Raw genomic sequence first — 26381 nt, forward strand, 5'->3', positions numbered from 1 at the left:
CGGCCGCGCACGCCGCGCACGCCGGGCCGGTCGCGCACGCCGCGCACGCCGAGCGCGTCTCACCGCGGCGCCACGTGCTCATCGTGGGCGCGGGCCAGGCGGGCGTCGCGACCGCGGAGTCGATCCTCGCGCACGGCGACGCGCAGATCACGATCGCGAGCGACGAGCGCGGCATGCCCTACGACCGGGTCGGGCTCAGCGACCACCTCGCCGGGCACCGGGCCGCGACCGACCTCGACCTACACCCCAAGCGCTGGTACCGCGAGCAGGGGATCGCGCTGGTCGGCGCGGTCGTCGACGTCGACACGACCTTGCGCGTCGCCACGCTCGCGGACGGCACCAAGCTGGCATACGACGCGCTCGTGTTCGCGACCGGCTCACGCGCGCTCCTGCCGCCGATCGAGGGCATCGAGCTCGCGACGCCGTTCCGCTCGCGCCACGACGTGCGCACGATCCGCGGACGCGCGAACAAAGCGCGGCGCGCGGTCGTGATCGGCGGCGGGCTGCTCGGCCTGGAGGCGGCGCGGGCGATCGCCAACCGCGGGATCGCGGTCACGGTCGTCCACCTCGCCGACCGCCTGATGGAGCGCCAGCTCGACGCCACCGCGGGCCGGATGCTCGAGCGCGCGCTGCGCGGCCAGGGCATCGACGTGCTGTGCTCGACCTCGACGACGCGCGTGTTCGACGGTGGCGTGGAGCTCGCCGACGGCACGACCGTCGAGGCGCAGCTCGTGATCGTCGCGGCCGGCGTCGTGCCCGAGATCCTGCTCGCCGACCGGATCGGCCTGGAGACCGAGCGCGGCGTGCTGGTGGACGACTCGATGCGCACGAGCGTGCCGGGCGTCTGGGCGGTCGGCGAGTGCGCCGAGCACCGCGGCGTCACCGTCGGGCTCGTCGCGCCCGCGCTCGCCATGGCGCGGGCTGCCGGCGCCGACATCGCCGGCCGGCCGTCGTCCTACGTGCCCGCGCCACTCTCCACCAAGCTCAAGGTCGCGGGCATCGACCTGTTCTGCTCGGGCGAGCTGGAGGGCGACGACGAGGTCGTCGCGCTCGACACCCGCGCGGGCCACTACCGGCGCGAGGTCTACCGCGGCGAGCAGCTCGTGGGCGAGATCGTGCTCGGCGACCCGCCCGCGGTCGACGGCGCGCCCGTCGACCCGATCGTCTGCGCGTGCCATCGCGTCACGCGCTCGGAGATCCAGGCCGGCCGCCCCGGGCTCGCCGGCACCGGGTGCGGCAGCTGCGCCGACGAGGTGCGCTCAATCCGCGACGAGGCGGCCCAGGTCGGGTTCCAGGCCGTGCAGCTCGAACGCCCGGAACCGATTGAAGTGATCATGCGTGGGCCCGTGGAAGTCCGCGGAGCCCGTGGTGATCAGCCCCAGCTCCCGCGCGAGCGCGTGTAGCTGCCGGGTCTGCGCCTCGTCGTGGGTGATGTAGAAGGCCTCGACGCCGTCGAGGCCGTAGCCCGCGAACTCGCGCAGGGCGGCCTCGGCCTCCTCGACGTCCCAGTACGGGTGCGCCCACACGGCGAGCCCGCCGGCGGCGTGGATGACCTCGATCGCCTGCTGCACGGTCGGGCGTGAGCGGCCGACGTACGTGTCCGTGCCCGGCACCAGATAGCGCGCGAAGACCTCGTTCTTGGACAGGTTCAGGTCGTTGTCCTCGAGCAACGCGGCGGCGAGGTGGGGGCGGCCGGGCGACTCGTGCTCGAGCCGCTCGGGGTCGATCGTGAACCCGAGCGCGCGCAGCTTGTCCGCCATCGCGAGGATGCGGCGGATGCGGTCCTGGCGGAAGTCGGCAAGCGTGGCGAGCAGCTCCGGGTCCGTGTGGTCGATCCCGTAGCCGAGGATGTGCAGGTCCTCGTGGGTGCCGTGGACCGACGAGAGCTCGACCGCCGGGACGAGCCGCATGTCACCCGCGGCTGACAGTGCTTCTTCGACTCCGTCGACCGTGTCGTGGTCGGTGAGGGCGAACAGCGCCACGCCCGCCGCCCGGGCGCGTTTCACCACTTCTGAGGGGGATAGCGTGCCGTCTGAATGCGTCGAATGCGACTGCAGGTCGAAGGTCGGCCGGGGTTCGGTATCAGGCATCGGGGGAAGCCTTGCATCAACCCCATGCCCAGGAAGGGAGGCAACCCCAGATGACCACGACCGCGATCATCGCGATTGTCATCGCCGCCTTGCTCATCATCGCCGTAGTGGCGTTCGCACTGCCCCGGATGCGTCGCCGCGCGCAGGTCGAAAAGCGCGAGCGCGAGCTGCAGAGCCGGCGTGACCGCGTCGCCGGCGAGCATCGAGCCGAAGCTGAACAGCGCGAACGACACGCCAGCGAGGCCGAGCAGCGAGCCCGGATCGCCCAGCGCGAGGCCGAGGCGGAGCGCGCTCAGGCCCAGCTCCACGAGGAGCGCGCCGGCCTGCACGAGCAGGGCATGGCCGACCACGAGCTCATCGACGAGAGCGAGCGCGAGAAGTTCGCCGGCACGTCCGCGGTGTCCGATCGGCACGACCGTGACGGTGACGGCGTCGACGACCGCGAAGAGGCCACGGCCGACAGCCACCGGAGCACCGACGGCGTGCTCGACAACGACTACCAGCGCGGGCGCAGCGACCAGGCGCTCGAGGACGAGCACAACCGCCCGGCGCGCTTCAACCGCGAAGGCGACGACGTCGCCGCCGAGAGCGCCTCGACCCGCGAGCGCTCCGAGCAGCGCTTCTAACTAGGCCAGCACGCCACTCTCCAGCATCGCTCGCGCCTCCTCGGCGCTGAGCGGTGCGGAGATGTGGAAGCCCTGGGCGAACTCGCAGCCCAGCACCTTCAGGTAGTCGAGCTGCTCGCGCTTCTCGACGCCGTCCGCGATCACCTCGAGCCCGAGGTTGTGCGCGAGGCCCACGACGGCCCGCACGATCTCGAACGCGCCCGCGTCCAACCCGATGCCGGCGACGAGCGCCCGTGAGACCTTGATCGCGTCGCCCGGGAAGCGGTGCAGGAGCCGCAGCGGGCTCGCGCCCGTCCCGAAGTCGTCGATGTGGGTGCGGACGCAGAGCTGCTCGTAGGCCTGATCCAGGACGCGGCGGGTCGCGTCGTCGGCGCGGCCGCGGCTGAGGTCGTGCTCGGAGACCTCCAGGCGCAGCGCGCGCGGGTCCAGCCCGGTGGCGCTCAGGATCTCGTCGAGCATCGCGACGAAGCCCGGTTCGCCGAGCTGGCGGGCGGACACGTTGACGCCGATCGTCAGGCCCGCGCCCTTCGGCAGCGAGCGCCACTCGGCCAGCTGCGCGGTCGCGGTCTCCAGCACCTGCCGGCCGAGCGGGATCGAGAGCCCGGTCTCGTCGGCCATCGCGAGCACTTCCGCGGGCTCGCCCGACGGCCAGCGGCAGGACGCCTCGAAGCCGACGATCCGCCCGGTCGCGGCCTGCGTGATCGGCTGGTAGACGACCTCGAGCGCGCGTTCCTCGATCGCGCGGCGCAGGTCTCCCTCCAGGTCCAGCCGGCGCATGACCTGCTTGTGCATGGCGGCGTCGAACACGGCGTGGCGGCCCTTGCCGTCGGCCTTGGCGCGGTACATGGCGACGTCGGCGTCGCGCATGACCTCCTCCGGCGCGGACTTCGCGGTGGCGAGCGCGATCCCGATCGAGGAGTCGATGAACAGCTCGCGCCCACCGATCACGAACGGCAGCTTGAGCGACTGCAGGACGCGCTCGGCGATCACCGTCGCCTCGCGCGGGTCGGACACATCGTCGAGCAGGAGCGTGAACTCGTCGCCGCTCAGGCGGGCCACCGTGTCGTTCGGCCGCAGCGCCGCTTCCAGCCGGCGCGCGACCTTCTGCAGCAGCTCGTCGCCGCACGCGTGGCCGAGGCTGTCGTTGATGACCTTGAAACGGTCCAGGTCCAGGAACAGCACGGCCGCGCAGGTCGCGGGGTGGCGGCGCTGCGCGCGGCGGATCGACTGGTCCAGGCGGTCCAGGAACAGCACGCGGTTCGGCAGGCCCGTGAGGTTGTCGTGGAGCGCGTCGTGCTGGAGCCGGCGCTCGGACTCCCGGCGGTCGGTCGTGTCCGTGGTGGAGCCGACGACGCGCGTCGCCCGGTTGCGCTCGTCGCGGACCGCGGTGCCGCGGGCGAGCAGCCAGCGGTAGTCGCCGTCGCGGTGCTGGACGCGGTGCTCGAAGTCGAACTGGTCCTGCTTGGCGTTGCCGCCCGCGAACGCGTCCAGCGCCTGCGTGAGCGGCGCGCGGTCGTCGGGATGCACGCGGCCGAGCCACTCTCCGCGCGTCTCGCCGATCTCACACTCGCGGTACCCGAGCATCGTCTTCCAGCGCGCGGAGTAGTGCACGCGGTCGGTCTTCAGGTCCCAGTCCCAGACGCCGTCGCCCGCGCCGCGCAGGGCCAGCGCGTGGCGCTCCTCGGAGGCCTTCAGGCGCTGCAGCGTGCGCTGGTGCATGATCGCGTAGCGGATCGCGTGCTCGAGCCGGTCGGTGCTCAGCCCGGGGACCAGCAGGAAGTCGGCGAGCCCGGCGGCCGCGGCCTGCTCGTCCGCCTCGCGGTCGGCCTCGTGCGCGAGCACGATCACGGGCGTCGTGTCGTTGACGAGCTCCATCGCCAGGTGCAGCCCGTCCGAGTTCGGCGGCGCGATGTCCCGGTCCACCAGGATCACGTCATAGCCGTGCGCGGCCACCGCGTGCTGCGCTTCGTCCCCGGTCATCACGTGGTCGATCTGCGCGTGCTTGAGCAGCGCGCGGACCGGCGCGTGGCACGCGTCATCGGTGGCGACGGCCAGGACGCGCAGCGGATCGGGGAGCGGGGCGGCCATGGTCGTGAGTTATGCCGCCTGGCCCGGCGGAAGCTCCGCCGTCTCGAGCCAGTACGCGGTGAACACCTTCATCAGGCGCACGAGCGCGAGGAACGTGACCGGCTTGACGATGTACGTGTTCGCGCCGACGTCGTACCAGGAGGCGATCTTCGCGGGGTCCTCCTCCGCGCCGAGCACCACCACCGGGATCCGCTTGGTCTTGGGGTCGTTCTTGAGCGCGGCGACCGCTTCCTTGCCGGGCGGCGTGCCCGGCAGGTCCGCGTCGACGACGATCAGGCTCGGCAGCGGCGTCACCGCACCCTCGGTCGCACCCGCCCGCTGAAGGTACGCGAGCAGCGCGTTGCCGTCGCCGACCGTGCGCATGTCCGTGACGTTGCGACCCTCGAGCAGCGCGTCCCGCGCCATCGAGCGGTAGTCCTCGGAGGCGTCGGCGAACAGCACCGTCGGGAGCGCCAGGATGCGCGAGCGCTGAAAGCGGTCGCTCAACCGCGCCCCCTGGTCGTCCCGGGGCGGAGGACCATCCGTGGCCACCGCATACGTCACTTCACTCCTTCAGTCACTGGTCCCGGGCACATCCGATCGCCCGGCAAAACGCTTGTCGTGGCTCGACCTTAGGCCCCACCGGTTGCGGCGACAACGGGGGAAACCGAAGTTCGGCGTATGTACGAGATTGCCGCCCTGGACTATGGGTCAGGGCGCCGGCACGCCGGTTGGCGCCTTTGGACAACTCGGGTGAGCCGCATACGCCGGCGCGCACGACGTCCTGGCGCGCCATTTCTCGGTGAATTGAGCGAGGAAGACTTCGAGTGCGCGAGCCTGCGCTTCGGTGGAAAGCCGCTCCCAGGCCTGCGCCTCCTGTTGCGCCCGCGGCAGCGGCTTCCCGGGCGTCTCCTTGATCACCTTGAAGACGTACGTGCCGTAGCGGATCGTCCGGTTCAGGGGTGCGCGGAAGATCGCTTTGAAGACCCGGTCCTCGGACGTGTTCGTGACCTCGCCGGTCTCCGCGCCGAGCGCTTTGAGCGTGGTTCCCGCGCGTACGCGGGCGAGGACCCGCTTGGCCTCGGCCCGGCTCCTGGCCCTGACGATCCGCACCGTGCGCGTCGGCTCGGTCGTGAGCGGGTTGGCGTCGACGTACGCCTTCACCTGGTCCGGCGTGACCGACTTCGCGGCCGGCTCGGTGATCTGGTTGCGGATCTCGATCAGCTCGATCGACGCGCGGGCGCGCCGGCGGAGCAGGTTCAGCGTCAGCCCGTTGCGCCTCAGGTAGCTGCTGAGCTGCTTCTTCGTGCGGCCCTCGTTGATGGACTCGTTCACGTCGGCGTCCGTGACGACGATCCCGCGCTCCCTGGCCTCGCCGCCGACCCACGTCTCTTCGACGAGCGTCTGGAACACGAGCGCCCGCTCGTTCCCGGCCTTCGTGAGCCGATCCACGTCGGCGTCCTGCACGCTGGCGCTGTATCCGGGCGCCGCCACCGTCGCGGCTACCGCGAGGACCGCGAACTTGATCACGATCTCCAACGTACCCGCGGCTTCGCTACCCTGCACCTCGCGCCGACATAGCTCAGCTGGTAGAGCACTTCACTCGTAATGAAGGGGTCCCCGGTTCGAATCCGGGTGTCGGCTCTCTTCCCAAAGCCTCGCGTTTGCGAGGCTTTCGTCGTTCCTGGGTAGGACCCGAGCGTGCTCACCGCCGTGCTCTACGGGCTGGCCGCGTCCAGCGCCCTGGTCATCGGTTCGGTCATCGGCGCGCGCTGGTCCGCGCCCAAGCGCGTCACCGGCGTCCTGCTGGCGTTCGCCAGCGGCGCGCTGATCTCGGCGCTCGCGTTCGAGCTCTTCGAGGAGGCGTTCGAGCTCGGCGGCGCCGTCCGCTCGGGGATCGGGCTCCTGGCCGGGGCCGCCGCCTTCGTCGCCCTCGACACGTGGCTGGATCGCCGCGTCGCCGGGCACAGCGGCCCCGACGAGCGCGATGTCGCGGCGTCCGGCGCCCGCGGTGGGGTCGGCTTCGCGCTGCTCGCGGCGGTGACCCTCGACGGCGTGCCCGAGAACCTCGCACTCGGGGTCTCCCTCGTCGAGGGCGCCTCCCTCACGCTGCTCGTGGCGATCTTCGCCTCCAACCTTCCCGAGTCCCTCGTCGGCGCGCAGGCGATGCGTGAGCAGGGCACGCGTGCCCGGACCGTGGTCCTCACCTGGCTCGCGTGCGCGCTGCTGCTCATGGTCGCCGTGGTGTTCGGCCGCGGCGTCGGCGCCGGCTTCAGCGACGAGGTCCTCGCCATCGCGCTCGGGTTCGCCGGCGGAGCCGTCCTGGCCTCGCTCGCCGACACGCTGATGCCCGAGGCCTTCGAGCACGGCCGGCCCCTGAACGCCTTCGCCACCGCGGCGGGCTTCTTCCTCTCGTTCGTGCTTGCCGCCTGACCGGACCGGAACGCTTTAGGCCTCAGTCCGCGGCGGTGCGACCAGGCACGAGGACGACGACGGTGGCGTCGTCGGCGAGGGGGTCGTCGACGGATTCGCGGACGGCGTCTTCGATCGCTCTGAGCGTGCCCGCGGCCGACTCCGGGGGCGCTTTGGACGCGGCTTCGCGGATGCCCTGGAGTCCGAGGGTCCCGCCGTCGCGCGTGGGGCGGTTCAGCACGCCGTCCGAGAGCAGGATCAGGCGCTGTCCGATCCTGATCCGGCGGTGTTGGGCGACCGGTCGGTCCGGCATCTTCGGGTCTCCCAGCGCCGGGAGGACCCCCTCGCCGAGGACCTCGAGCTCGCCGTGCTCGGTGATGAGGATCGGTGCGTGCTCGCCGCAGGTGAGCCAGCGCAGGGTGGAGGCGGGGCCGTTCCAGCAGGCGACGGTGGCGGTGGCGTGGACGTCGTCGCGGGCGACCTCGGTGAGCACGGCGTGCATGACCGCGACGGCATCGGCCGGGTCGGTGCTGCGCTGGCGGGCGGCGCGGAAGGCGCCCAGGGTGACGGTGCCCAGGCCGGCCGCGGTCGGGCCCCGGCCCTCGGTGTCGGCGATGCCGATCCAGGCGCAGTCGGGGTTCTCGGCGTAGTCGAACCAGTCGCCGCCGATGTCGTACCCGGGGAGGATGTTGCCGGCGATCAGCGCGCCGCCGATGCGCAGGATCCGCGGGGGGAGCAGGTGCTGCTGGATCTCCGCGGCGGGGCTGGTGGGACGCAGGCGCCGGACCGCGTCGATGTGGTCGGTGTAGGTCGCCGCCAGGGAGATGGCGGCAGCGGCTTCGGCGGCGAGGTCTCGCAGGGCGTCGTCGGTGGCGCCGATCGCCATCAGCGTCCCGATCGCGCGTCCGCGCAGGTACATCGGCGCGACGACCGCGCCGGGCAGGAGCTCGTCGATCGCGGCGCGGAGCGGGGCGACGCCTTCCCGGGGGATCTCGGGGCCCACGGCGATCGGGACCGCGATCTGGCTGGGGAAGGTGCCGGGCCCGGCCATGCGCTGCATGGTCGTGCCCTCGAGGTCGACGAGGTAGACGGCCGCGGAGGTGACGCCCTCCAGGCGCTGGGCCTCGGCGACGATCTGCTCGCCGACCTGGAAGGGCGGCACCTTGTTGAGCACCTCGGTGATCGACAGCGGCGTCGGGGCGAGGTGGGCGAGCTCGCCGGCCGGGCGCAGGTGCTCCTCGTCGTTGGATTCGGCGTCGTCGCGGACCTGGGTCCGGACCGCGTCGACGATCTCCTCGCGCGTGGCGAAGTGGCGGTAGGCGGTGGAGCGGGCCACGCCGGCCGCGGACGCGATGTCGGCCATCTCGGCGTCCGGGTCGCGCGCGAGCAGGTCCCGGGCCGCCTCGACCAGCTTCGTGCGGTTGAGGGCACGGTCGCTGCGTTGCCGTCGCTTGCGGCCCTCCGGGTTGGTTGCCATGCCCTGCAGCATAAGCGAGACGTCGTGTCCTATTTATTCGCGGTTCAATTCCGGACATGTCTCGTTTAGTGCGAGGACGTGTCCGGGGATGGTCCGGATAGTGGACCGGCCGTGGTGGCCGTCGCCTGGTGCATCGCACCGCGACGTTGCCATCGGGCCTCCGAACCCAAGTTCAAAGGAACCTCTCTATGGCCCTCTTCTCCGCCGTCAAGGTCGGTGACAGCCTGCAACAGGCGCTCGACTCGTTCTTCGGCTTCCTGCCGAACCTGCTCGGGTTCCTCGTGATCCTGGTGATCGGCTACATCGTCGCTCGCGTGGTCAAGGGCATCCTCACGACCGTCCTCGAGAAGGTCGGTCTTGACCGCGCCCTGCACTCCGGTCAGACCGGGCAGTACGTCGAGAAGCTCTCGCCGGGCGCGAGCCCGAGCCGGCTCGTCGGCTCGATCGCGTTCTGGTTCCTGTTCCTCGGCGCGATCTCGTTGGCTGTATCCGCGCTGAAGATCCCCGCGCTGACGACGTTCGTGTCGGCGATCTACGGCTACCTGCCGAACGTCATCGCCGCCGTGATCATCTTCGTCGTCGCCGGTGCGATCGCCGGCGCCGTGGCCGCGCTGGTGACCAAGACGATGGGCGACACGCCCACGGGCAAGCTCGTGGCGTCGATCGTCCCGGTCCTGATCATGGCCATTGCGGCGTTCATGATCCTCAACCAGCTGCAGATCGCGCCCGCCATCGTGACCATCACGTACGCGGTGCTGCTCGGCTCGCTCGGGCTCGGCATGGCGCTCGCCTTCGGGCTGGGCGGCCGCGAGACCGCCGCGCTGCTCGTGTCCGGCGCCTACGACAAGGGCCAGGAGCAGAAGGGCCAGGTCAAGCGCGACGTCCAGGTCGGCAAGGACCGCGGCCGCGAGCAGGCCGAAGCCGCCAAGGACAAGCTCGACTCCAGCTCGGACCAGTCCGACGCCGCGGCCCGCCGCGCGCGTCCGTAGCCGGCCAGCAACCAAGAACGGATTCGGAGACTTTCGATGGCACAACCGTCAAACAACCGCCGGGCCGCAGCGGTCCCGCTCGGCGACCGCGAACCTCGCCGGGCCGGTGGCGGCTGGCTGAAGTGGCTGCTGCCGCTGCTCGCCCTCCTGCTCGTCCTCGTGCTGGTGCTCGCGATGCGCCTGGGTGGCGACGACGACGCGTCGACCAGCGGCGACCGCTCGACGGCGACCGCGGCGGCGACGGCAACGAGCGAAGCCTCCGCCGGCACGTCCGACGCCGGCGCCGCGACCCTGACCGCGGGCGACCGGCCGTTGCGCGGCGACGACGCCGAGTCGCTCACCGCCGCGGTCGGCCAGCAGGCCGAAGGGACCGGCGCGACGGTGCTCTCCGTCGTCTCCGGCACGGGCTTCTGGGTCGGTAGTTCGGACGCCGATCGCGTGTTCGTCGAATACGGCTCGACCGTCGGCACCGACGAGAGCCAGCCCTACAAGCCCAAGGTCGGCGACGTCGTCGCGCTCAGTGGCGAAGTCCGGCCCGCTCCCGCGGACCCCGCCCAGACGCTCAAGCTCGGCGCCCCCGACGCCGAGCAGGTCAAGGCCCAAGGCGCCTACATCAACGCCCAGGACGTGCAGGCGCAGTAGGCCCGCACCGTCGACGACCCCCGCCAACGACGTTCCGGGTGACGGGGGTCCGTCGCGGTGGCCGGCGCGAATCTGGCACCTCGCCGGAGAAATCTCCCGTTCGTGGCGATCCCGGTCCGACCCGTCGGCGACGCGACCGATGACGGGAGGCATGGAACAGGTCATTCCACGCGTCATGCGGTGGTGTTGGGTGGTGCTCGTCGGTGCGGTGCTCGTGTACGCGGTGCAGGCGGTGGTCCGGTTCGGTGGTGAGGCCACCGACGCACGGTTCGCCACCCGCCTCTATCCCGCGATCGAGGTGGCCATCGTCGCCGTGATCCTCGTGCGCGTCGTCCGGTCGCGCACCAGCGCCGATCGTTCGCCCTGCTCGCGCTCGGCTTCGCCCTCAGCCTCGCCGGCGATGTGGCGTGGGCGCTGCTCTACGGCGACTCGGCAGCGGCGATCCCGATCCCATCGGTGGCAGACGTGTTCTACGTCGCGGCGTACGTGCCGTTCGGCGCGTCCGTCCTCCTCCTGGTGGCGGGAACCCGCACGCGCTCGGTCGGCTCCGGGTTGTGGCTCGACGGGATCGTCGTCGCCATCACGCTGATCACCGGGATGGCGTATCTCGTCCTCCCACCCCTCCTCGCGGTATGGGCCGATACCGAGCCGGCGGCAACCTTGACGAACGCCGCGTATCCGATCGGCGATGCGGTCGTGGTCGCTGCGCTGGTGTCCTCGATCGCCCTTCGCAACTGGCGGCTGGACCTGCGCTGCGCCGTGCTCGCGCTTGCCTTCTGCGTCTTCGTCGCCAGCGACAGCCTCTACCTCGTGCAGATCGCGGACGGGACGTACCGGCCCGCGGGCCTGCTGGATGTCGGCTGGTTGGTCGCCGGCCTCCTGGCGGCCGCGGCCGCGTGGCTGCCTGCCTCACGCGCGGGCACGGAGCTGTCCATCACCCAGCTGTCGGCCGTCGTCCCGTCGGTTGCGGGCGCCGCCGCGGTCACGCTGCTGCTCGTGGACCAGCACGGGACGGAAACCGAGTGGCTGCTCGCTCCCGTGGCCGTCATCGCGTTGCTGATCTTCGTGCGCTTCACGCTCATCTCCCACGACAACCACCGGCTGATCGCGCACAACCGCGCCGAGGCCATCACCGACGCGCTCACCGGCCTGGCGAACCGGCGCCGGCTCATCGAGGACCTCGCCGTGCCCCACGAGCACGAGCGAACCGTGATCCTGTTCGACCTGGACGGCTTCAAGCTCTACAACGACACGTTCGGGCACCCGGCGGGGGACGTGCTGCTGCAGATCATCGGGCGCGAGCTCGCGGCCGTGGTCGGCGAGAACGGTGTGGCCTACCGACTCGGCGGCGACGAGTTCTGCGCTGTCCTGCCCCGCGGGGCCGATCCTGATGACGACGGCCGGCGACTCGCCGCGGCGATGGCCCACCAAGGCCACGGCTTCAACGTCGGTGCTTCCTACGGCGCCACGACCATCGCCGCCGGGGCAGCGGCGTCGGAGCGCACGATCTCGGTCGCGGACGAGCGCCTGTATGTCTGCAAGAACGGTCGACGCAGCTCCGCCGACGAGCAGAGCGCCGAAGTCCTGCTCGCGGTCCTGGCCGAGCGTACCCCCGACCTCAACGATCACGCCACGACGGTCGCGGACCTCGCCCACGCCGTCGCTCGTCGTCTCGGCCTCGACGAACACCACGCGGCCCGGGTCCGCCGTGCCGCCGCGCTGCACGACATCGGCAAGATCGCCATCCCGGACGACATCCTGGCCAAGCCGCGTGGGCTCACCGAGGACGAATGGCGACTGATGCGCCAGCACACCGTGATCGGCGAGCGGATCCTCGCGGCCGCGCCCGCACTCCGGCCCGTCGCCGAGATCGTCCGCTCCTCGCATGAGCGCTGGGACGGACGCGGCTACCCCGACGCGCTCGCCGGCGAGGCCATCCCGCTCGGGGCACGCATCGTGTTCGCGTGCGACGCCTACGACGCCATGACCAGCTCGCGCCCGTACAACCAGCCGATGAGCGAGCAGGAGGCGATCGCCGAGCTGAGATCGTGCTCCGGCACCCAGTTCGACCCCGACGTCGTGGCCGCGCTCGTCGCCGTGCTTGGCTCCGCCGACTCGACCGGCGCGGCCGATCGCCGGACCGCTCCGGCCGCGGCCTGAGGGTCCCGGACCGGCACCTCGCCATACTCGATGGCGTCGGATGGCGTCGGAGCACGAACTGGTGATCAGCCCCACCGCGCTCTTGACCGCGCTGGCGCTGGCTGAAGAACACGGTGGCGCGCGGGCAGCGGTCCGGGCGGTCGGCCTCGAAGCGAATCCGCTCGAGGGCATGGAGGGCGTGCGCCCCGACCTCGCGCGGCAGCTGGGCGGGCTGGTCGGCGCCGACGCGACGGGCGAGGCCGCCGCGCTCGGCTTTCTCGCCGGTCGCGCCACGCACCGACTGCGGACGCTCGACGTGTCGTCGTTCCTGATGGACCAGGACCTCGTCGTCCGCGGTGCCGAAGGGCGCTCGATCATGCGACTGCCGTGGTTCGCGGCGGATCTGTTCGTGGCTCGTCAAGTTCCCGACATCACCGAGATGCCGGAGGACGTGCGGGCGACGACGGTCACGAACTACCGGGCGGCTCTGCGTGGCGAGCGCCGCACGTTCGCGTTCACGAGCTACGGGCTGCGCTACACGGTCGAGTCGGTGCCGGTGCGCGGAGAGGACGGGCACGTCCGGGCGGTGCTCGGCCTCGCGCGCCCCGCGGCGCCCGCCGCGGACGTGCCGTTGACCGCGCGCGAACGCGAGATGCTGCAGCTCGCCGCCAACGGGTTGTCGGGTCCCCAGATCGCGGCGCACCTGGTGCTCAGCCCCGGAACCGTCAAGACGCACTTCCAGAACATCTACAAGAAGTGGGGTGTGTCCGACCGTGCCGGCGCGGTTGCCCGCGCGCTCCGGCAGGGGCTGATCGACTAGCGGAGGCGAACTACGCCGATCGGCAGATTGTGAGCCGGTCGTGCACCCGCTGAGATGGTTCCAGTGCGGGAGCGCGTACTGGTAGTGGATGACGATGCGGTCGCGCGGCGTCTCCTGGTGACCATGATGGTCGGCGAGGGGTTCACCTGTGCCGCCGCGGAGACGCTCGCGCAGGCGCGGGCCCGGACGGTCTCCTTCGACCCGGAGCTGATCCTGCTCGACGTGAACCTCGCCGGCGAGTCCGGTCTCACGCTCGCGGACGAGCTGCGGATACGCGCCGGGGGGCCCGCCGTGCTCATCGTCAGCGCCGACGACGACGCGGAGGTCGCCAAGCGCGCACTCGACGCCGGAGCGCTCGGGTACGTGACCAAGCCGTTCACGCGCACCGACCTCACGATCGCGGTCGACGCCGCTCTCCGGCGTCGGAGTGAAAGCCAGAGCGCGATCCTCCGGCTGCGTCACGCGAACGAGGAGACCGTCCGGCGGCTTTCGAAGGCGGTCGAGTTCCGCGATCCCGAGACCGGCGCGCACATCGAGCGCATGAGTCACTACTGCGCGCTGCTGGCCACGCACTTCGACCTCGAACCCGAGCTCATACGGGTGGCGAGCGGCCTGCACGACGTCGGCAAGATCGCGACGCCGGACTCGATCCTGCTCAAGCCCGGGCCACTGACCGTCAGCGAGCGCGCGGTGATGGAGACACACGCGCAGATCGGCTATGAGCTGCTCGAGGGCTCTGGAATCCAGCTGCTCGACCAGGCCGCGGTGATCGCCTGGTCGCACCACGAGCGCTACGACGGAACCGGCTATCCGCGTGCCCTGGCCGGCGAGGACATCCCGCTGTCCGGCCGGATCGCCGGCGTCGCGGATGTCTTCGACGCGCTCACGACCCAGCGTGTGTATCGCTCCCCGCTGTCGGTGGACCAGGCCGTAGCGGTGCTGCGCGACGAACGCGGGCGCCACTTCGATCCTGTCGTCGTCGACGCCTTCCTGAGTGACCTCGAGGCCGTCGAGGCGATCATGACCCGCTTCGGGGTCGCCGCCACGGGGCACACGGCCACGACATCCGAGCTCGTCTCACTGCAGGTCGCGGCCGCGAGCCTCGGGATCACCGTGAGCCGGCTGCGTCGGTGGGCCGACAGCGGTCGCGTGAAGATCGTCCGCACGGCCGGCGGGCATCGCCGGTTTCCGGTGACGGAGGTACGCAGGCTCGCGAGCGAGCGCGCCACGCCACCTGCGGTGCGGCCGCTCGACCCCCCGTCCGACCCGCTGCGCGGGCTTGCGCACGTCTTGGAGCAGCACGGTCGCCGGCTCGCGGACATCGCCGCGGCGGCGCTCTACAACGGTGACCCGGAGGGCTGGTTCGGAGCTGCGCCGGCCGACCAGGACCGCACGGAATGGCTCACGGCGCTCGCTCGCGGCTGCCGCAGCGGCGACTACGCAGAGGCCTTCCGAGCGTCCGAGGTGTTCTTGCAGCGCGCGTACCTGCGCGGCACCGGCCTCCTGGAACGACTCAGGTTCATCGAGCACCTGAGCCGCCTCGCCGTGCAGGCGCTGACGAAGCTCGGGGCCTCGGGCGACGAGATCGTCGGGACCCGCCGCCTGTTCGCCGCCCTCGGCGAGGCGCACCTCGACGAGCGCGAGTGACGCCGTGGTGGGGCAGATCCCGAAGACGATGCAGGCGGGAGCCCCACGTCCTGAAGCGTCGCGTCAGCGATCGTCGTCGTCCTTCGGGATGATCGAGATCGCGCCGCTGCGCTCGAGGATCGCGTGCTTGATCTGATCCAGCCGCTCGACCCCCTCTTCCAGCCGCGCCGTCTCGAGCACGTCGTCGAGCCGGATCTTCATGTGCGTGAGACGCTCGTCGAGGACGTGGCCGTTCTCGATGAGCACCAGCGGCGCGTCCTCGAGCACGTGGCTGATGTCGGCCCAGCGGTGCGCGGCGGTGTCGCTGGCGCGGTTGATGACGACGAGCGTGACGGTGATCACCGCCGCGGTCGTCAGCGACGAGTCGTCGCCGATCAGCGCCTGTCCGACGGTCTGCGAGATCAGCAGCAGCAAGATCAGGTCGAAGATCGTGATCTGGGCGAGTCCGCGCTTGCCGCTGAGCCGGACGACGATGAGCAGCAGCAGGTAGCAACCGATCGCGCGGAACACGGGTTCCATCCGGAGGCTCCTTCCGTCAGGGGTAGACGAATTGATGGACGCGGACCGGCCGTGAACCGGCAACCGTCACGGTGCCGCGGCCGGAGCCGAGGCGCTTCGGCGTCAACGTGAACGAGACGCTTGCGCCGGCCAGCGCCGTGAAGTCGAAGACGAGGCGATCGGCGTGCGCGGTGACCCGCTCCGCCGGCGGCCGGACCTCGGACACGTCGTAGCCGTCGAGGAACGCGCGGCTGACCGACACGGCCACCGGCCGGCGCGCACGCGCGACGGTGACTTCGAGCTGTGTGTCGACCGACCGGCGGCCGAAGCGCTCGTAAGAGACCGTCGCGCCGGCGCTGCCGGCCGTCGTCTGGCTGAAGAGGCCGCCGCCGAACAGGCCGGCGACGGCCGCGACCGGGAGCAGCGCGAGCACACGCCAGGCCAGCTTCTGAACCCGTCGGAAACGCCGTTGGAACTCCAGCGACTGGTCGATCTGCAGGCCGTTGGTGACCGGCGGCTCGGGACCCGGCACCGGATCAGACCCCCGAGACGGTCGGACGCCGCGCTCGCCGCCGGCCGTCCCGGGCGCAGGTCACGCCGACGCCGGTGTGACGGCGAGTCCCCCGTCGTGGATCTTGCTGTGCGGGTCCTCCGTGTTGCCCTCTCGGACCGCCGACACGTCGGCCTTGTAGTCGCCGCGGCCCGTCGGATCGCTCAACAGCAACGAGGCCAGCTCGAACAGGCACAACCCCACGTGCGGCGCCCAGTGCCTGGTGCCCTTGCGGTATTCCCCGGTGAGGAACGGGGTGGCGGCCAGCGCGACCGCACCCAGCGCGTCGATCGCGAGATGGGCCTTGTACGGAATCACCTTGACGACGCCGAGCGGGTAGTCGGTGAGCATCGCGTAGCCCACATGCACCGCGCCGGCCACGCGGACCTGCGTCCCGGCCCTCGTGCCTTCGAGGCCCACGAGGCTGGGGAAGACCGTCATCAACGCCGTGCCGACCGAGTAGTCCGTGGCGCCGTGCAGCGATGCGTCGATCGGTCGCGGCCAGCCGGCGCTGGTGTGCTGCGTCACGGCTTGAGCACCACTTTCACGCACTCGTCCTGCTTGTGCTTGAACGTCTCGTAGCCGTCCGGCGCCTGTCCGAGGTCGAGCCGGTGCGTGACGATGAAGCTCGGGTCGATGTCGCCCTTGGTGATGCGCTCGTAGAGCGGCTTCATGTACCGCTGCACGTGGCACTGGCCCGTCTTGATCGTCAGGCCCTTGTTCATAAGCGCGCCCATCGGGACCTTGTCCATCAGCCCGCCGTAGACGCCGATGATGGAGACGATGCCGCCCGGCCGGCACGCGAGGATGGCGTCGCGCAGGGCGCCGCCTCGGTCGCTCTCGGAGCGGGTCGCCTGCTTGACGCGCTCGGCGGCGTGCAGGACGCCGTGGGAATCGGTGGCCTCCATGCCGACGGCGTCGATCACCGCGTCCGGTCCTCGCCCGCCGGTCAGCACCTTCAACTGCTCGACGATGTCGGCGTCCTCGTCGAAGTTGATGGTGTCCGTGGCTCCCGCCCGGTTGCGAGCCATCTCGAGGCGATAGTCGAACTGGTCGATCGCGATCACCTGCTCGGCGCCCAGCATCACCGCGCTGGCGATGGCGAACTGGCCGACCGGGCCCGCGCCGAAGACCGCGATCGACTCGCCACCCTGGATCTCGCAGAAGTCGGCGCCCATGAAGCCCGTGGGCAGGATGTCCGACAGGAAGAGCACCTGCTCGTCGGGAAGGCCGTCCTCGATCTTCAGCGGCCCCACGTCGGCGAAGGGCACGCGAGCGTATTCGGCCTGCCCACCCGCATAGCCGCCCGTCAGGTGTGAGTAGCCGAAGATCCCGGCCGTCGCATGGCCGAACATCTTCTCCGCCAGCCCGGCGTTCGGGTTCGAGTTCTCGCAGACCGAGTACAGCTCGTGCCGGCAGGCCCAGCAGTTGCCGCACGCGATCGGGAACGGCACGACGACGCGGTCGCCGACACGCAGGTTCGAGACGCCGCGACCGACGTCGACGATCTCGCCCATGAACTCGTGACCGAGGATGTCGCCCTTCTCCATCGTCGGGATGTAGCCGTCGTAGAGATGCAGGTCAGACCCGCAGATCGCGGTCGACGAGATCTTCACGATCGCGTCGCGGTCGTTGAGGATCTTGGGGTCCGGGACGTTCTCCACCTGCACGGTGTTGCGTCCCGACCAGACGTTCGCCCTCATCGCGCACCCGCCTTCGCGGCCTCGGAGTCGCTCAACGGCTGCGCGGGGCGCTGCTTGAGCTTGCGCTGCGCCTGCTCGCCTTCGGGCGATCCGTCCGAGCGAGGGATCTCGCCCGTCTCGACGCGCTGCTTGAAGTGCCGGAGATCGTCCTTGACCTTGGGCAGCGGAGCGGAGCCGATGAGCTTCTGGACGACCTCGCCGAGCTTGCCGCCCGTGGTGCCGCCCTCGAGGTCGACATGGATCTCGGTACCCCGGTCGCCCGGAGCGGTCCTGAACGACACCGCGGCGTCCGCGTCGTCGATGTACGCCGGTCGGTACTCGTCACTGTGCCACAGGCGCTCGACTTCGTCGCGCGGCCGGTTGACGGTGATCGCGGTTCGGGAGCTCATGCCCATACCTCCGGTTGCCGACAAGCTCTGCCTTCGTACTCGCCGCCCGCTCGCGCCGCGAAACTGGGTAGCTCGCCGCATCTTTGCCTGGGGCATACGCCTCAGAAGGTCATGCAGGCTCCCCCGGCTGCCCGATCTCGATCACCCCGTAGCGAAGTGCGAACAGGAGCGCCTGCAGCTGCGAGTGGACGCCGAGCTTGGCGAGGATGTTCGCGACGTGGTTGCGGTGTGTGCGGGGCGACACGTGCAGCTGAGCGGCGGCCGCGCGGTTGCCGAGCCCCTCCGCCAGCAGGTGCAGGACCTCCCGCTCGCGTGCGGTGAGGCTGTCGAGCGCGCGCCGATCGTCGAGCTCTCGCTCGCGCCGTCGCCCGGCGAGGCGCAACAGGTCGACGACCTCGGCGAGCGGCATCAGCGGCTCTCCGCAGCGCACCCGGCGGATCGCCGCGATGACGTCCAGCAGATGGGTTTGCTCGGTGAGCACGCCCGCCGCCCCGTGCTCGACGGCGCTCGCGGCCGCCGCGCGGTCCGCTCGCGCGCTGATGATCAGCGCCTGAGCGTCAGGACTACGTCGGCGCAGGTCCGCGATCAGCTCGGCGCCGTCGCCGTCCGGGAGGAGCAGGTCGACGAGCGCGACGTCGACGTCGTCGGTCATGGTGCGAGCCTCGGCGAGCGATCCGGCTTGCCGAACGTCACCGACGTCGGGCTCGGCCTCGAGCGCCGCGCCCATGGCCTCGCGAAGCGCGGCGTGGGCCTCGACCAGCAGCAGACGCAGGCGCTTGTCCACACCCGGCCGGTCCAGCGCCGGAACGGCAGCGCGGACCTCGTCGAGCGCGCGTTCGCCCTGCGCGCGCGCCGCGGCGGTGGCGAGCACGCTGGCAGCCGCGCGCAGAAAGTCGGCCTCGTCGGGCCCGAACCGGCGCTGACACGCAAGGACGGCAAGCGCCCCGAACGGTGTGTCGAGTCCGGGCACGCCGACGACCACCCACCCCGTGCCCTCGCGGGGCGCCGCGACGAGGCCGGTCTCGGCGGCGTCCTCGTAGAGGACCGTGTCGCCCTGCGCCATCGCCCGTGCCAGCAAGGGGCCAGCCGCCGTGGGGCCGAGCACTTGGCCGATGGCCTCTGGTGCCCGGCCCGCCGCTGCCCGCACCCGGTAGCGGTCGTCCGCCCGTTCGTGTTCGACGACGAGCGCCCGGTCGGCGCCGAGGATGCCGACGATCGCGTCGACCGCATCCGTGCGCAGATCCTGGATGTCGTCGTCGATGGCCGCTCGCCGGGCCAGGTCCGCAAGCGCGGACTGCTGCTGGGTACGCCGGTGGCGATCGGCCTCCACGAGCTTGCGCTCGGTGATCTCGTGGATGGCGACCGTGGTCTCACGTGGAGAAGGCGAGACGTGGACGTGGAACCACCGGTGCCCCAGCGGCAGCTCGAAGACGACCGTCTGCTGGTTGTGCCCCGCCGTGACCACGTGGGCCTCGACTTCCGAGCCGGCGAAACCGGGGAAGACGTCCGCGACCGCCTGACCCACGAGGTCTGCGCGAGCCAGGGATCGGCCGGTGAGGTCGTTGAGGAGCAGGACCGCGCGCGCGTTGAGGTAGGCGCAGCGCCGGTGCTCGTCGAAGACGCAGAAGGCCTCCGTCACGCCCTCGACGACCGCCTCCGTCCGGTGCTCCGAGGCGCGGAGCCTCGCCTCCTCACGCCCCCGCTGGGTCACGTCCCGGTGAATCGCGAGGTACCCGATCAGCTCGCCGTTCGACTGGGCGCGGATGGCGCCGGCGGTGACCTCGACGTCGAAGTGGACCCCGTCCCGGCGCCGTGCCACCAGCTCGATCCGGCTGCGTCCGCGCTCGGTGAGCTCTCGCTCGAGCCGAGCGAGGGACAGGTCGCCGGGCAGGACCGCAAGCGCACGGACCGGGTGTCCCAGCACCTCCGCGGCGGAACAGCCGTACATCCGCTCGGCGCCCGGGTTCCAGCCCGTCACGGTGAACTCCCGGTCGGTCGCGACCACGGCCGCGTCGAGGATGTCGATCAGGCCCGCGAGGTACCCACGCGCGGGGTCCGCGGACCCGAGCTCGGCGGCTGGGTCGTCGGGGTCGGTCGATCCGATGCCAGGCATGCGAACCGCGCCGACCTACCGAGGTTCCTGCGGAACGCGGGGCCGGTAGCGGCTGATCGTCTCGTGCACCTCATCGTCGTTCTCGAGCCCCGAGCCGATCGCACCGACCACGGTCGCCATCGACGCGGCGAACCACGCAGCGGCGGCGTAGTCCCCGAAGCCCGCCGGATGACCGAGGCTGGACTCCATGAACCCTTCCGGAACCACGAGCGCCATCCCGCCCAAGACGGCGACGTAGAGCACCGCATAGCTGAACAGCAACCCGAGCAGCAACGTCACCACGGTCGCGGTGTTGGCACGCTGGGTGAGCGCTGGGTCACGTGCGTGATCCGGCCGTTCCCAGAGCGAGTGCGCGACGACGAGCCAGACGCCGAGGCCGCCGACGGCGAGCAGCATGATGAGCAGCAGCCGGGCGACCGCGAGTTGATCGGCGATGCCCCAGGCGTTCGCGTTGACGACGAAGAACCCGGCGCTCGCGAGGGTCGTGACCAACACCTTCGACAAGTCGCGCACGAGGCGGTGGGGCCGATTCGCGAGCACCATCTGGCCGATCGACAGCTCCTCGTCGGCACGGGGCGGCGCTCCGTCGGCGCGGTCAGCTCGCGCCTGCATTCCTTGTCGCTACCCGCAAGCTGCGGTTGTCAACATCCTTGCTCGATGCCCGGAACTCGCGAGGTAGCCGTGCCCCTCGTCGGGCGCGACGAGGAACGGCACCTGCTCGAGTCGCTGATCGCCGCGGTCGACACGCGGGGTGAGGCGATGGTTCTCAGGGGGGAACCGGGGATCGGCAAGTCGCGGTTGCTGTCAGAGGCGGTGCGGACGGCGCAGGAGCGTGGGCTGCGGATCCTGACCACGGTCGGCGTGCAGTCGGAGGCGCACCTGCCCTATGCGGGGCTGCACCAGCTGCTGCGTCCGGTGCGCCGGCGGGTGTCGACGCTCCCGCCGTTGCAACACGCCGCGCTCGACGCGGCGTTCGGCCTCAGGGACGACGTCGAGCCCGAGCCGTTCCGCATCGCGCTGGCGGCGCTCGACCTGCTCTCCGAGGTGGCCGGGGAACGGCCCGTCCTGGTGGTCGTCGACGACGCGCAGTGGCTCGATCGGCCGACCGTGGATGTCCTCGCGTTCCTGGCCCGGCGGATCGAGGCGGACCCGATCCTGCTGCTGGTCGCCATCCGCGACGGGTACGGCGCGGTGCTCGGCGACTTCGGCTTGCCCGAGCAGCGCCTTCAGCGGCTCGACGAGGCCGCAGCGGCCGAGCTGCTCGACCAGTCGGCGCCGTCGCTCGCCGCACCGGTGCGGACGCGGGTCCTGCGCGAAGCGGCAGGCAACCCGCTCGCCGTCTTGGAGCTTCCGGCGGCATGGCGCACCGGTGGGCCGGAGGCGGCCGGCGCGGACACGGTGCCGCTGACGGACCGGCTGGAGCGCGCGTTCGCCGGCCGGGTGGCGGAGCTGCCGGACCTGACCCGCCGCCTGCTGCTGGTGGCCGCGTCCACGGACGACGCCGCAGTCGGGCCGATGCTCCGAGCCGGAGGGGTGATGGCGCAGGCCGACATCGAGCTCGACGCGATCGCTCCCGCGGACGAGGCAGGGATCGTCACCGTCGACGCGCACGCGCACACGCTGGTCTTCCGGCATCCGCTGGTGCGCTCGGCCGTCCTCCAGAGCGCAAGCCTGGCGGACCGCCAGCGGGCCCATCACGCACTCGCCAGCGTGCTGGACGACGAACCCGATCGACGGGCCTGGCATCACGCGGCGTCGCTGACGGGCGAGGACGAGCAGGTCGCGGTCGAGCTCGAGCAGGCGGCGGAGCGCGCGCGGCATCGAGGGGCGCTGGCCGTCGCGGTGACCGCGCTCACCCGCGCGGCCGAGCTCGGCCGGTCGTCGGGGCGCGCCCGGCGGCTGCTGACCGCGGCGGTGCTGGCCGTGGAGCTCGGACGGTGGGATCTGGTCCGGGAGGTGCTGATCGAGGTCGAGCGGCTGCCGCTGAACGCGTTGGAGCGGGCACGCGTGATCTACGTCGAGGAGATGGGCTTCTTCTATCCGTCTCGGGGCCACGACCGCGACGCGGTGATCCTCGAAGCCGCGGAGCACGCCCAGGCGGCGGGTGACACTGCCCTGTGGCTCGAGCTGCTCTGGCTCCTCGTGTCGCGGATGTGGTGGTTCGGGGCCGAGCCCGGGCATGCGACGCGCCGCCGGATCGGTGCGTCCCTGCGTGAGCTCGGCGGTGCCGAGGCCGAGAACCCGCTGGTCTTCGCCATCTACGCGTTCGCCGACCCGTTGGGGCACGCCGCCGCGGTCCTGGATCGCCTGCAACGGCTGGACGGCGGACGCAAGCTGGACCCCGACGCCGCCCAGTACTTCGGCCTGTCGGCGCTCGTCGTCGGGGCGTTCGACCTGGGCAGCGATCTGCTCGCGGTCGCGGTCGACGGGTTGCGCCGGCAGGGGCGGCCGGGACGGTTGTGCCGTCCGCTGGTCAGCCGGGCGCTGATGGCCGCGCGGCTCGGTGAGGCCGACAGCGCCATCACGGCCGCCGAAGAGGGCTCACGGATCGTCGAGGAGATGCGTGAGCCGGTGTGGGCGCTCGCGGCCGCGAACGCGTCGATGGCGCTGGTGGCCGCGATGCGGGGTGAGGAGCGCGCCGCGGACGAGCTCGCGGCGCGGGCCAATGTCGTCGCGGAGGCGACGGGGGCCCGGCACGCCGTGGCGAACGCGCAGTCCGGCAGGGTGCTGGCCGCCCTCGTGGCCGGGCGGTTCGACGACGCCTACCGATACGCCGAAGGGCTGTTCGATCCCGGCGATCCCGCCTATCACCCCGTGATGTCGACGTGGGTGATCGCGGACCTCGCTGAGGCGGCGAGCCATGTGGACGAGCTCGCCGCGGCACGGCGACGCGTCGCCGAGGTCGAGGCGCGCGCAGGTGACCGGTCCGGGACGTGGGTCGCGCTGGCCCTCGCACACGCACGCGCCCTGGTCGGCGAGCCCGAGATGGCCGGCGCGCAGCTGGAGCGCGCGCTCGCGAGCGACCTGCGGCGCTGGCCGTTCCATCGCGCGCGGCTCCAGCTCGCGTACGGCCGGTGGCTGCGACGGGAGCGGCGGGTCGCCGAATCTCGCGCGGTCCTGCGCACGGCGCGCGACACGTTCGACGCCCTCGGCTGCGCGCCGTGGGGCGACCAGGCGCGCCAGGAGCTCCGCGCGTCCGGCGAGCGCAGCCGGCGCCGGGTGCCCGCGGCCCGCGACCAGCTCACCGCCCAAGAGCTGCAGATCGCGCAGTTCGCCGCGGAGGGTCTGTCCAACCGGGAGATCGGTCAGCGCCTGTACCTCTCGCACCGCACCGTCAGCACGCACCTGTACCGGATCTTCCCGAAGCTCGGCATCAGCTCGCGCGCGGAGCTCGGCGCGGCCCTGTCGCCGGTCGCGGAACCACGTACGTAGCCGGTCTGAAGTGCCGTCAACTGACGTATGCGACGGCGAGCGCGCCGTGCCAGATTCAGGAGCGATGACACGGCCAGCGCGCCGCACTGGCACCGCCTCCCCGGCCTGACCGTCGTCCCGTTCCACACCGCCGGTCTCGGCCGGCTCTTCGAAAGGCACTGATGTCGCTCCTCCCCTCGTCCCGCGTCGTCGGGACCGTCCTCGCCTTCGCGGCTGCGTCGGCGACGCTCTTCGCCGCGTCCGCGGCGCAGGCCGCCCCCACGGCCAAGCCCTCCAAGCCGACCGTCGTGCTCGTGCACGGCGCCTGGGCCGACGGCTCGAGCTGGGCCGGCGTCACGCGCGCGCTCCAGGCCGACGGCTACACCGTGACCGCGCCGCCCAACCCGCTGCGCGGCCTCCAGGCCGACGCCGCCTACCTCGCGAGCTACCTCAAGACCGTCAAGGGCCCGATCGTGCTCGCCGGCCACTCCTACGGCGGAGCCGTGATCACCGAGGCGGCGACCGGCAACCCGAACGTCAAGGCGCTCGTCTTCGTCGACGCGTTCATCCCGGACACGGGCGACAGCGTGCTCTCGCTGCTCACGCCCAAGGACGGGCCTGCCCCCGACCCGAACGCGTTGTTCGACGCCGTGCCCTTCCCGGGCGCGCCCGAGGGTGTCGTGGACTGGTACTTCAAGCCGGCGGCGTTCCCGAGCGCGCTGGCGAACGACCTGCCCAAGCGCGAGGCGGCGGTGCTGGCCGCGGCCCAGCGACCGATCGCCGTCAACGCGTTCGTCGAGAAGACCGGCACGCCCGCCTGGAAGACGATCCCGTCCTGGGCCGTGATCGGCACGGAGGACCACATCCTCCCGGTGGCGCTGCAGACGTTCATGGCCACCCGCGCCAAGGCGCACATCACCAAGGTCAAGGCGTCCCACCTGTCGCTGATCTCGCAGCCGGCCGCCGTGGCCAAGGTGATCCGCACGGCCGCTCACGCCAAGCGCTGAAAAGACTGGTAGTTGCGCGGAGCACGAACTATATTGTTTAGCTATGCAACTAGTTCGTGCTCAGCGCCCGGAGATCGCCAGTGCGGTCCGGCGCACGCTGGCGGGCGTGAACCTCCCGGCTCTTCCCGTCACGCTGCGCTTTTGGGATGGCAGCGTGCTCGAGGGCGGTGCGCCTGTCGTTGAAGTTCGCGGTCCCGAAGCGATCGCGTATGTCCTGCGGTCCCCGAACCAGATCGGGCTCGCCCGGGCGTGGGTGACGGGTGCGGTCGACGTGCCCGACGACCGCGATCTGGAGGCGATCCTGTCGCTGCGCGGGTCGTTCCGGATCGACCTGTCGAAGCTGGACATCGCGCGGCTGGGCGCCGCCGCGGTCCGCATCGCCGGCCCGGCACTCCTGCGCCGCGCGCCCGTCCCCGCCATCGAGGCGCCGCGCGCCGGTCGGCTCCATTCGCTCACGCGTGACAAGGCCGCCATCCAGCATCACTACGACGTGTCCAACCGGTTCTACGAGCTCGTGCTCGGGCCGAGCATGGTCTACTCGTGCGCGTACTTCGCGTACCCCGGGGAGTCGCTCGAGGCGGCGCAGGCGCGCAAGCTGGACCGCATCTGCCGCAAGCTGCGCCTCGCCCCAGGTGAGCGGCTGCTCGACATCGGCTGCGGCTGGGGTTCGCTGCTCATCCACGCGGCTCGCGAGTACGGCGTGCACGGGGTCGGGGTGACGCTCAGCGAGGCGCAGGCCGCGCTGGCGCGGGAACGCGTCGCGAAGGCCGGGCTGAGCGACCGGATCGAGATTCGCGTGCAGGACTACCGCGAGATCACCGACGGGCCGTTCGACAAGGTCTCGAGCGTCGGCATGTACGAGCACGTCGGCCGGGGTGAGCTCGAGCACTACACGGCGGCGGTGCACGAGCTGCTCGCTCCCGGCGGGCTGTTCCTCAACCACGGGATCGCGCGACTGCACTCCGACCCGCCCGCGGCGGACACGTTCATCTACCGCTATGTCTTCCCGGACGGCGAGCTGTCGCCGGTCACGGACGTGATGACGGCGATGGAGGGGTCGGGGTTCGAGGTCCGCGACGTCGAGTCGCTGCGCGAGCACTACCCGCTCACGCTGCGCCGCTGGGTGGCGAACCTGGCCGCCAACCGGGACGCCGCCACCGCGGAGGTCGGCGAGCAGCGAGCACGGGTGTGGCGGCTGTACATGCTCGGCTCGGCGCTGGGCTTCGAGGAGGGCGACGTGACCGTCTACCAGGTGCTGTCTGCCCGCGACGGCGCGCCGCACGGGCTACCGCTGCAGCGGGTGGAAGCGCTGCGCGCGCCGGCGTGCGAGCGCACCGTCCGCACCCGCGAACGGCGGGGCGGGGAGGTGCCGGCGCACACCAACGGCGTGCCGCATCGCTAGCTCAGGGCCGGAGGGCGTCGATCCGCCGCTGGCGCTCCGCGTCGTGAGCGGCGATCGTCTGCCGGATCTGCTGAGAGATCCGCTCGGAGTGGTCCGCGCTCTGCCGGAGCGGGGAGCGAGGTCGGACGCGCAACGCGCGTAGGCCGATGAGCTCGGACAGGTCGGTGACCGGCTCGAGCTCGCTCCCGCACCCGGGGCACAGGAACCCCGCGCTCTCGGCGGCCGGGACGTCGCGCCAGACACGCGACCGGCAGCGGAGGCACTTGGAGTGGGACATCAGACGCGCCGGAGAGGCGCGTCGTTTCGGTCAAGCATGGGTGCTCCTGACTGAGCTCCTTCAGAGTGACCTGCGACGCAGCGGGCGAAGGGGCGGTGCCTGAGCGCTCTGTGAGCATAGAC

At 71.6% G+C, this 26381-nt stretch carries 24 protein-coding genes, 1 tRNA gene and 1 pseudogene; 12 read left to right on the forward strand and 14 right to left on the reverse strand.

Translation table 11 applies throughout. The features are described 5' to 3' along the window. Positions 1–83: 83 nt before the first annotated feature. Positions 84–1067 (forward strand): annotated as a pseudogene (locus tag OJ997_RS09650) (NAD(P)/FAD-dependent oxidoreductase); the annotation flags it as partial. A gap of 192 nt (positions 1068–1259) precedes the next feature. Here OJ997_RS09650 and OJ997_RS09655 read toward each other — a convergent pair. Both OJ997_RS09655 and OJ997_RS09660 read right to left on the reverse strand, forming a co-directional pair. Continuing rightward, positions 1260–2006 carry a PHP domain-containing protein gene (locus OJ997_RS09655; protein ID WP_270024875.1) on the reverse strand — a complete coding sequence of 249 codons (747 nt, stop codon included), beginning with the start codon at positions 2004–2006 and terminating at the stop codon, positions 1260–1262. After that, positions 2003–2440: a hypothetical protein gene (locus OJ997_RS09660; RefSeq protein WP_270024876.1), complete on the reverse strand. Its 438-nt coding sequence runs from the start codon at positions 2438–2440 to the stop codon at positions 2003–2005. Before OJ997_RS09660 ends, OJ997_RS09655 begins: the two co-directional genes overlap by 4 nt. On the opposite strand from OJ997_RS09660, the gene OJ997_RS09665 reads away from it, so the two are divergent. Beyond that, a complete protein-coding gene (locus OJ997_RS09665; RefSeq protein WP_270024877.1) occupies positions 2429–2716 on the forward strand; it encodes a hypothetical protein in 288 nt (95 codons plus the stop codon). The genes OJ997_RS09660 and OJ997_RS09665 overlap by 12 nt on opposite strands. On the opposite strand, the gene OJ997_RS09670 is transcribed toward OJ997_RS09665, so the two are convergent. The 3 genes from OJ997_RS09670 to OJ997_RS09680 all read right to left on the reverse strand — a co-directional run bounded on the left by OJ997_RS09670 (position 2717) and on the right by OJ997_RS09680 (position 6313). Further along, complete coding sequence (locus OJ997_RS09670; RefSeq protein WP_270024878.1) at positions 2717–4804, reverse strand: putative bifunctional diguanylate cyclase/phosphodiesterase; 2088 nt, start codon at positions 4802–4804, stop codon at positions 2717–2719. 9 nt (positions 4805–4813) lie between these two features. Beyond that, the gene (locus OJ997_RS09675) at positions 4814–5290 is read right to left on the reverse strand and encodes a response regulator (RefSeq protein WP_270024879.1); all 477 of its coding nucleotides are present in this window, start codon (positions 5288–5290) and stop codon (positions 4814–4816) included. 204 nt (positions 5291–5494) lie between these two features. Next, positions 5495–6313 (reverse strand): hypothetical protein, encoded by an 819-nt coding sequence (locus OJ997_RS09680; protein ID WP_270024880.1) that lies wholly within the window; start codon positions 6311–6313, stop codon positions 5495–5497. 41 nt (positions 6314–6354) lie between these two features. On the opposite strand from OJ997_RS09680, the gene OJ997_RS09685 reads away from it, so the two are divergent. Both OJ997_RS09685 and OJ997_RS09690 read left to right on the forward strand, forming a co-directional pair. Then, positions 6355–6427: transfer RNA gene (locus OJ997_RS09685), tRNA-Thr, on the forward strand. A gap of 57 nt (positions 6428–6484) precedes the next feature. Further along, a complete protein-coding gene (locus tag OJ997_RS09690) occupies positions 6485–7216 on the forward strand; it encodes a ZIP family metal transporter (protein ID WP_270024881.1) in 732 nt (243 codons plus the stop codon). A gap of 22 nt (positions 7217–7238) precedes the next feature. Here the strand turns inward: OJ997_RS09690 and OJ997_RS09695 are convergent, their stop codons facing one another. Further along, positions 7239–8672 (reverse strand): PP2C family protein-serine/threonine phosphatase, encoded by a 1434-nt coding sequence (locus OJ997_RS09695; protein WP_270024882.1) that lies wholly within the window; start codon positions 8670–8672, stop codon positions 7239–7241. Between the two features lie 188 nt (positions 8673–8860). On the opposite strand from OJ997_RS09695, the gene OJ997_RS09700 reads away from it, so the two are divergent. The 5 genes from OJ997_RS09700 to OJ997_RS09720 all read left to right on the forward strand — a co-directional run bounded on the left by OJ997_RS09700 (position 8861) and on the right by OJ997_RS09720 (position 14909). Further along, positions 8861–9661 (forward strand): mechanosensitive ion channel family protein, encoded by an 801-nt coding sequence (locus tag OJ997_RS09700; protein WP_270024883.1) that lies wholly within the window; start codon positions 8861–8863, stop codon positions 9659–9661. A 36-nt stretch (positions 9662–9697) separates the two neighbouring features. Further along, positions 9698–10303 carry a hypothetical protein gene (locus OJ997_RS09705; RefSeq protein ID WP_270024884.1) on the forward strand — a complete coding sequence of 202 codons (606 nt, stop codon included), beginning with the start codon at positions 9698–9700 and terminating at the stop codon, positions 10301–10303. Between the two features lie 402 nt (positions 10304–10705). Next, the gene (locus OJ997_RS09710; RefSeq protein WP_270024885.1) at positions 10706–12463 is read left to right on the forward strand and encodes an HD domain-containing phosphohydrolase; all 1758 of its coding nucleotides are present in this window, start codon (positions 10706–10708) and stop codon (positions 12461–12463) included. Between the two features lie 61 nt (positions 12464–12524). After that, positions 12525–13262 carry a helix-turn-helix transcriptional regulator gene (locus tag OJ997_RS37490; protein ID WP_270024886.1) on the forward strand — a complete coding sequence of 246 codons (738 nt, stop codon included), beginning with the start codon at positions 12525–12527 and terminating at the stop codon, positions 13260–13262. A gap of 84 nt (positions 13263–13346) precedes the next feature. Continuing rightward, positions 13347–14909, forward strand: coding sequence for an HD domain-containing phosphohydrolase (locus OJ997_RS09720; RefSeq protein WP_270024887.1), 1563 nt, complete (start codon positions 13347–13349; stop codon positions 14907–14909). A gap of 63 nt (positions 14910–14972) precedes the next feature. Here OJ997_RS09720 and OJ997_RS09725 read toward each other — a convergent pair whose 3' ends face one another. The 7 genes from OJ997_RS09725 to OJ997_RS09755 form a co-directional block, all read right to left on the reverse strand. After that, positions 14973–15428, reverse strand: coding sequence for a DUF421 domain-containing protein (locus OJ997_RS09725; RefSeq protein WP_270024888.1), 456 nt, complete (start codon positions 15426–15428; stop codon positions 14973–14975). Positions 15429–15444: 16 nt separating this feature from the next. After that, complete coding sequence (locus OJ997_RS09730) at positions 15445–15939, reverse strand: hypothetical protein (protein WP_270024889.1); 495 nt, start codon at positions 15937–15939, stop codon at positions 15445–15447. 60 nt (positions 15940–15999) lie between these two features. After that, on the reverse strand, positions 16000–16485 hold the full coding sequence (locus OJ997_RS09735) for a hypothetical protein (RefSeq protein ID WP_270024890.1): 486 nt from the start codon (positions 16483–16485) through the stop codon (positions 16000–16002). After that, the gene (locus OJ997_RS09740; RefSeq protein WP_270024891.1) at positions 16482–17660 is read right to left on the reverse strand and encodes a zinc-dependent alcohol dehydrogenase; all 1179 of its coding nucleotides are present in this window, start codon (positions 17658–17660) and stop codon (positions 16482–16484) included. Before OJ997_RS09740 ends, OJ997_RS09735 begins: the two co-directional genes overlap by 4 nt. Continuing rightward, positions 17657–18049 (reverse strand): hypothetical protein, encoded by a 393-nt coding sequence (locus OJ997_RS09745; protein WP_270024892.1) that lies wholly within the window; start codon positions 18047–18049, stop codon positions 17657–17659. Before OJ997_RS09745 ends, OJ997_RS09740 begins: the two co-directional genes overlap by 4 nt. A gap of 109 nt (positions 18050–18158) precedes the next feature. Beyond that, positions 18159–20162, reverse strand: a complete 2004-nt coding sequence (locus OJ997_RS09750) for a PAS domain S-box protein (protein ID WP_270024893.1) — start codon at positions 20160–20162, stop codon at positions 18159–18161. 15 nt (positions 20163–20177) lie between these two features. Then, positions 20178–20774: a hypothetical protein gene (locus OJ997_RS09755; RefSeq protein WP_270024894.1), complete on the reverse strand. Its 597-nt coding sequence runs from the start codon at positions 20772–20774 to the stop codon at positions 20178–20180. 45 nt (positions 20775–20819) lie between these two features. Here OJ997_RS09755 and OJ997_RS09760 point away from each other — a divergent pair, with 45 nt between their 5' ends. From OJ997_RS09760 to OJ997_RS09770, 3 genes are all read left to right on the forward strand, one after another. Continuing rightward, positions 20820–23594, forward strand: coding sequence for an ATP-binding protein (locus OJ997_RS09760; RefSeq protein WP_270024895.1), 2775 nt, complete (start codon positions 20820–20822; stop codon positions 23592–23594). A gap of 161 nt (positions 23595–23755) precedes the next feature. After that, positions 23756–24580: an alpha/beta fold hydrolase gene (locus OJ997_RS09765; protein ID WP_270024896.1), complete on the forward strand. Its 825-nt coding sequence runs from the start codon at positions 23756–23758 to the stop codon at positions 24578–24580. Positions 24581–24623: 43 nt separating this feature from the next. Continuing rightward, a complete protein-coding gene (locus tag OJ997_RS09770; RefSeq protein ID WP_270024897.1) occupies positions 24624–25982 on the forward strand; it encodes a class I SAM-dependent methyltransferase in 1359 nt (452 codons plus the stop codon). Between the two features lies 1 nt (position 25983). On the opposite strand, the gene OJ997_RS09775 is transcribed toward OJ997_RS09770, so the two are convergent. Next, positions 25984–26259: a hypothetical protein gene (locus OJ997_RS09775; protein ID WP_270024898.1), complete on the reverse strand. Its 276-nt coding sequence runs from the start codon at positions 26257–26259 to the stop codon at positions 25984–25986. Positions 26260–26381 lie beyond the last annotated feature (122 nt).

The organism is Solirubrobacter phytolaccae, from assembly GCF_027587195.1.
In the GTDB taxonomy this organism is placed as follows: domain Bacteria; phylum Actinomycetota; class Thermoleophilia; order Solirubrobacterales; family Solirubrobacteraceae; genus Solirubrobacter; species Solirubrobacter phytolaccae.

What these genes read in the sequence shown, in the direction of transcription:
- OJ997_RS09665 (WP_270024877.1), top strand. Translation starts at nt 2,429, where the DNA reads ATGGCCGACCACGAGCTCATCGACGAGAGCGAGCGCGAGAAGTTCGCC.
- OJ997_RS09670 (WP_270024878.1), bottom strand. Translation starts at nt 4,804, where the DNA reads ATGGCCGCCCCGCTCCCCGATCCGCTGCGCGTCCTGGCCGTCGCCACC.
- OJ997_RS09695 (WP_270024882.1), bottom strand. Translation starts at nt 8,672, where the DNA reads ATGGCAACCAACCCGGAGGGCCGCAAGCGACGGCAACGCAGCGACCGT.
- OJ997_RS09700 (WP_270024883.1), top strand. Translation starts at nt 8,861, where the DNA reads ATGGCCCTCTTCTCCGCCGTCAAGGTCGGTGACAGCCTGCAACAGGCG.
- OJ997_RS09705 (WP_270024884.1), top strand. Translation starts at nt 9,698, where the DNA reads ATGGCACAACCGTCAAACAACCGCCGGGCCGCAGCGGTCCCGCTCGGC.
- OJ997_RS09725 (WP_270024888.1), bottom strand. Translation starts at nt 15,428, where the DNA reads ATGGAACCCGTGTTCCGCGCGATCGGTTGCTACCTGCTGCTGCTCATC.
- OJ997_RS09740 (WP_270024891.1), bottom strand. Translation starts at nt 17,660, where the DNA reads ATGAGGGCGAACGTCTGGTCGGGACGCAACACCGTGCAGGTGGAGAAC.
- OJ997_RS09745 (WP_270024892.1), bottom strand. Translation starts at nt 18,049, where the DNA reads ATGAGCTCCCGAACCGCGATCACCGTCAACCGGCCGCGCGACGAAGTC.
- OJ997_RS09750 (WP_270024893.1), bottom strand. Translation starts at nt 20,162, where the DNA reads ATGCCTGGCATCGGATCGACCGACCCCGACGACCCAGCCGCCGAGCTC.
- OJ997_RS09755 (WP_270024894.1), bottom strand. Translation starts at nt 20,774, where the DNA reads ATGCAGGCGCGAGCTGACCGCGCCGACGGAGCGCCGCCCCGTGCCGAC.
- OJ997_RS09760 (WP_270024895.1), top strand. Translation starts at nt 20,820, where the DNA reads ATGCCCGGAACTCGCGAGGTAGCCGTGCCCCTCGTCGGGCGCGACGAG.
- OJ997_RS09765 (WP_270024896.1), top strand. Translation starts at nt 23,756, where the DNA reads ATGTCGCTCCTCCCCTCGTCCCGCGTCGTCGGGACCGTCCTCGCCTTC.
- OJ997_RS09770 (WP_270024897.1), top strand. Translation starts at nt 24,624, where the DNA reads ATGCAACTAGTTCGTGCTCAGCGCCCGGAGATCGCCAGTGCGGTCCGG.
- OJ997_RS09775 (WP_270024898.1), bottom strand. Translation starts at nt 26,259, where the DNA reads ATGTCCCACTCCAAGTGCCTCCGCTGCCGGTCGCGTGTCTGGCGCGAC.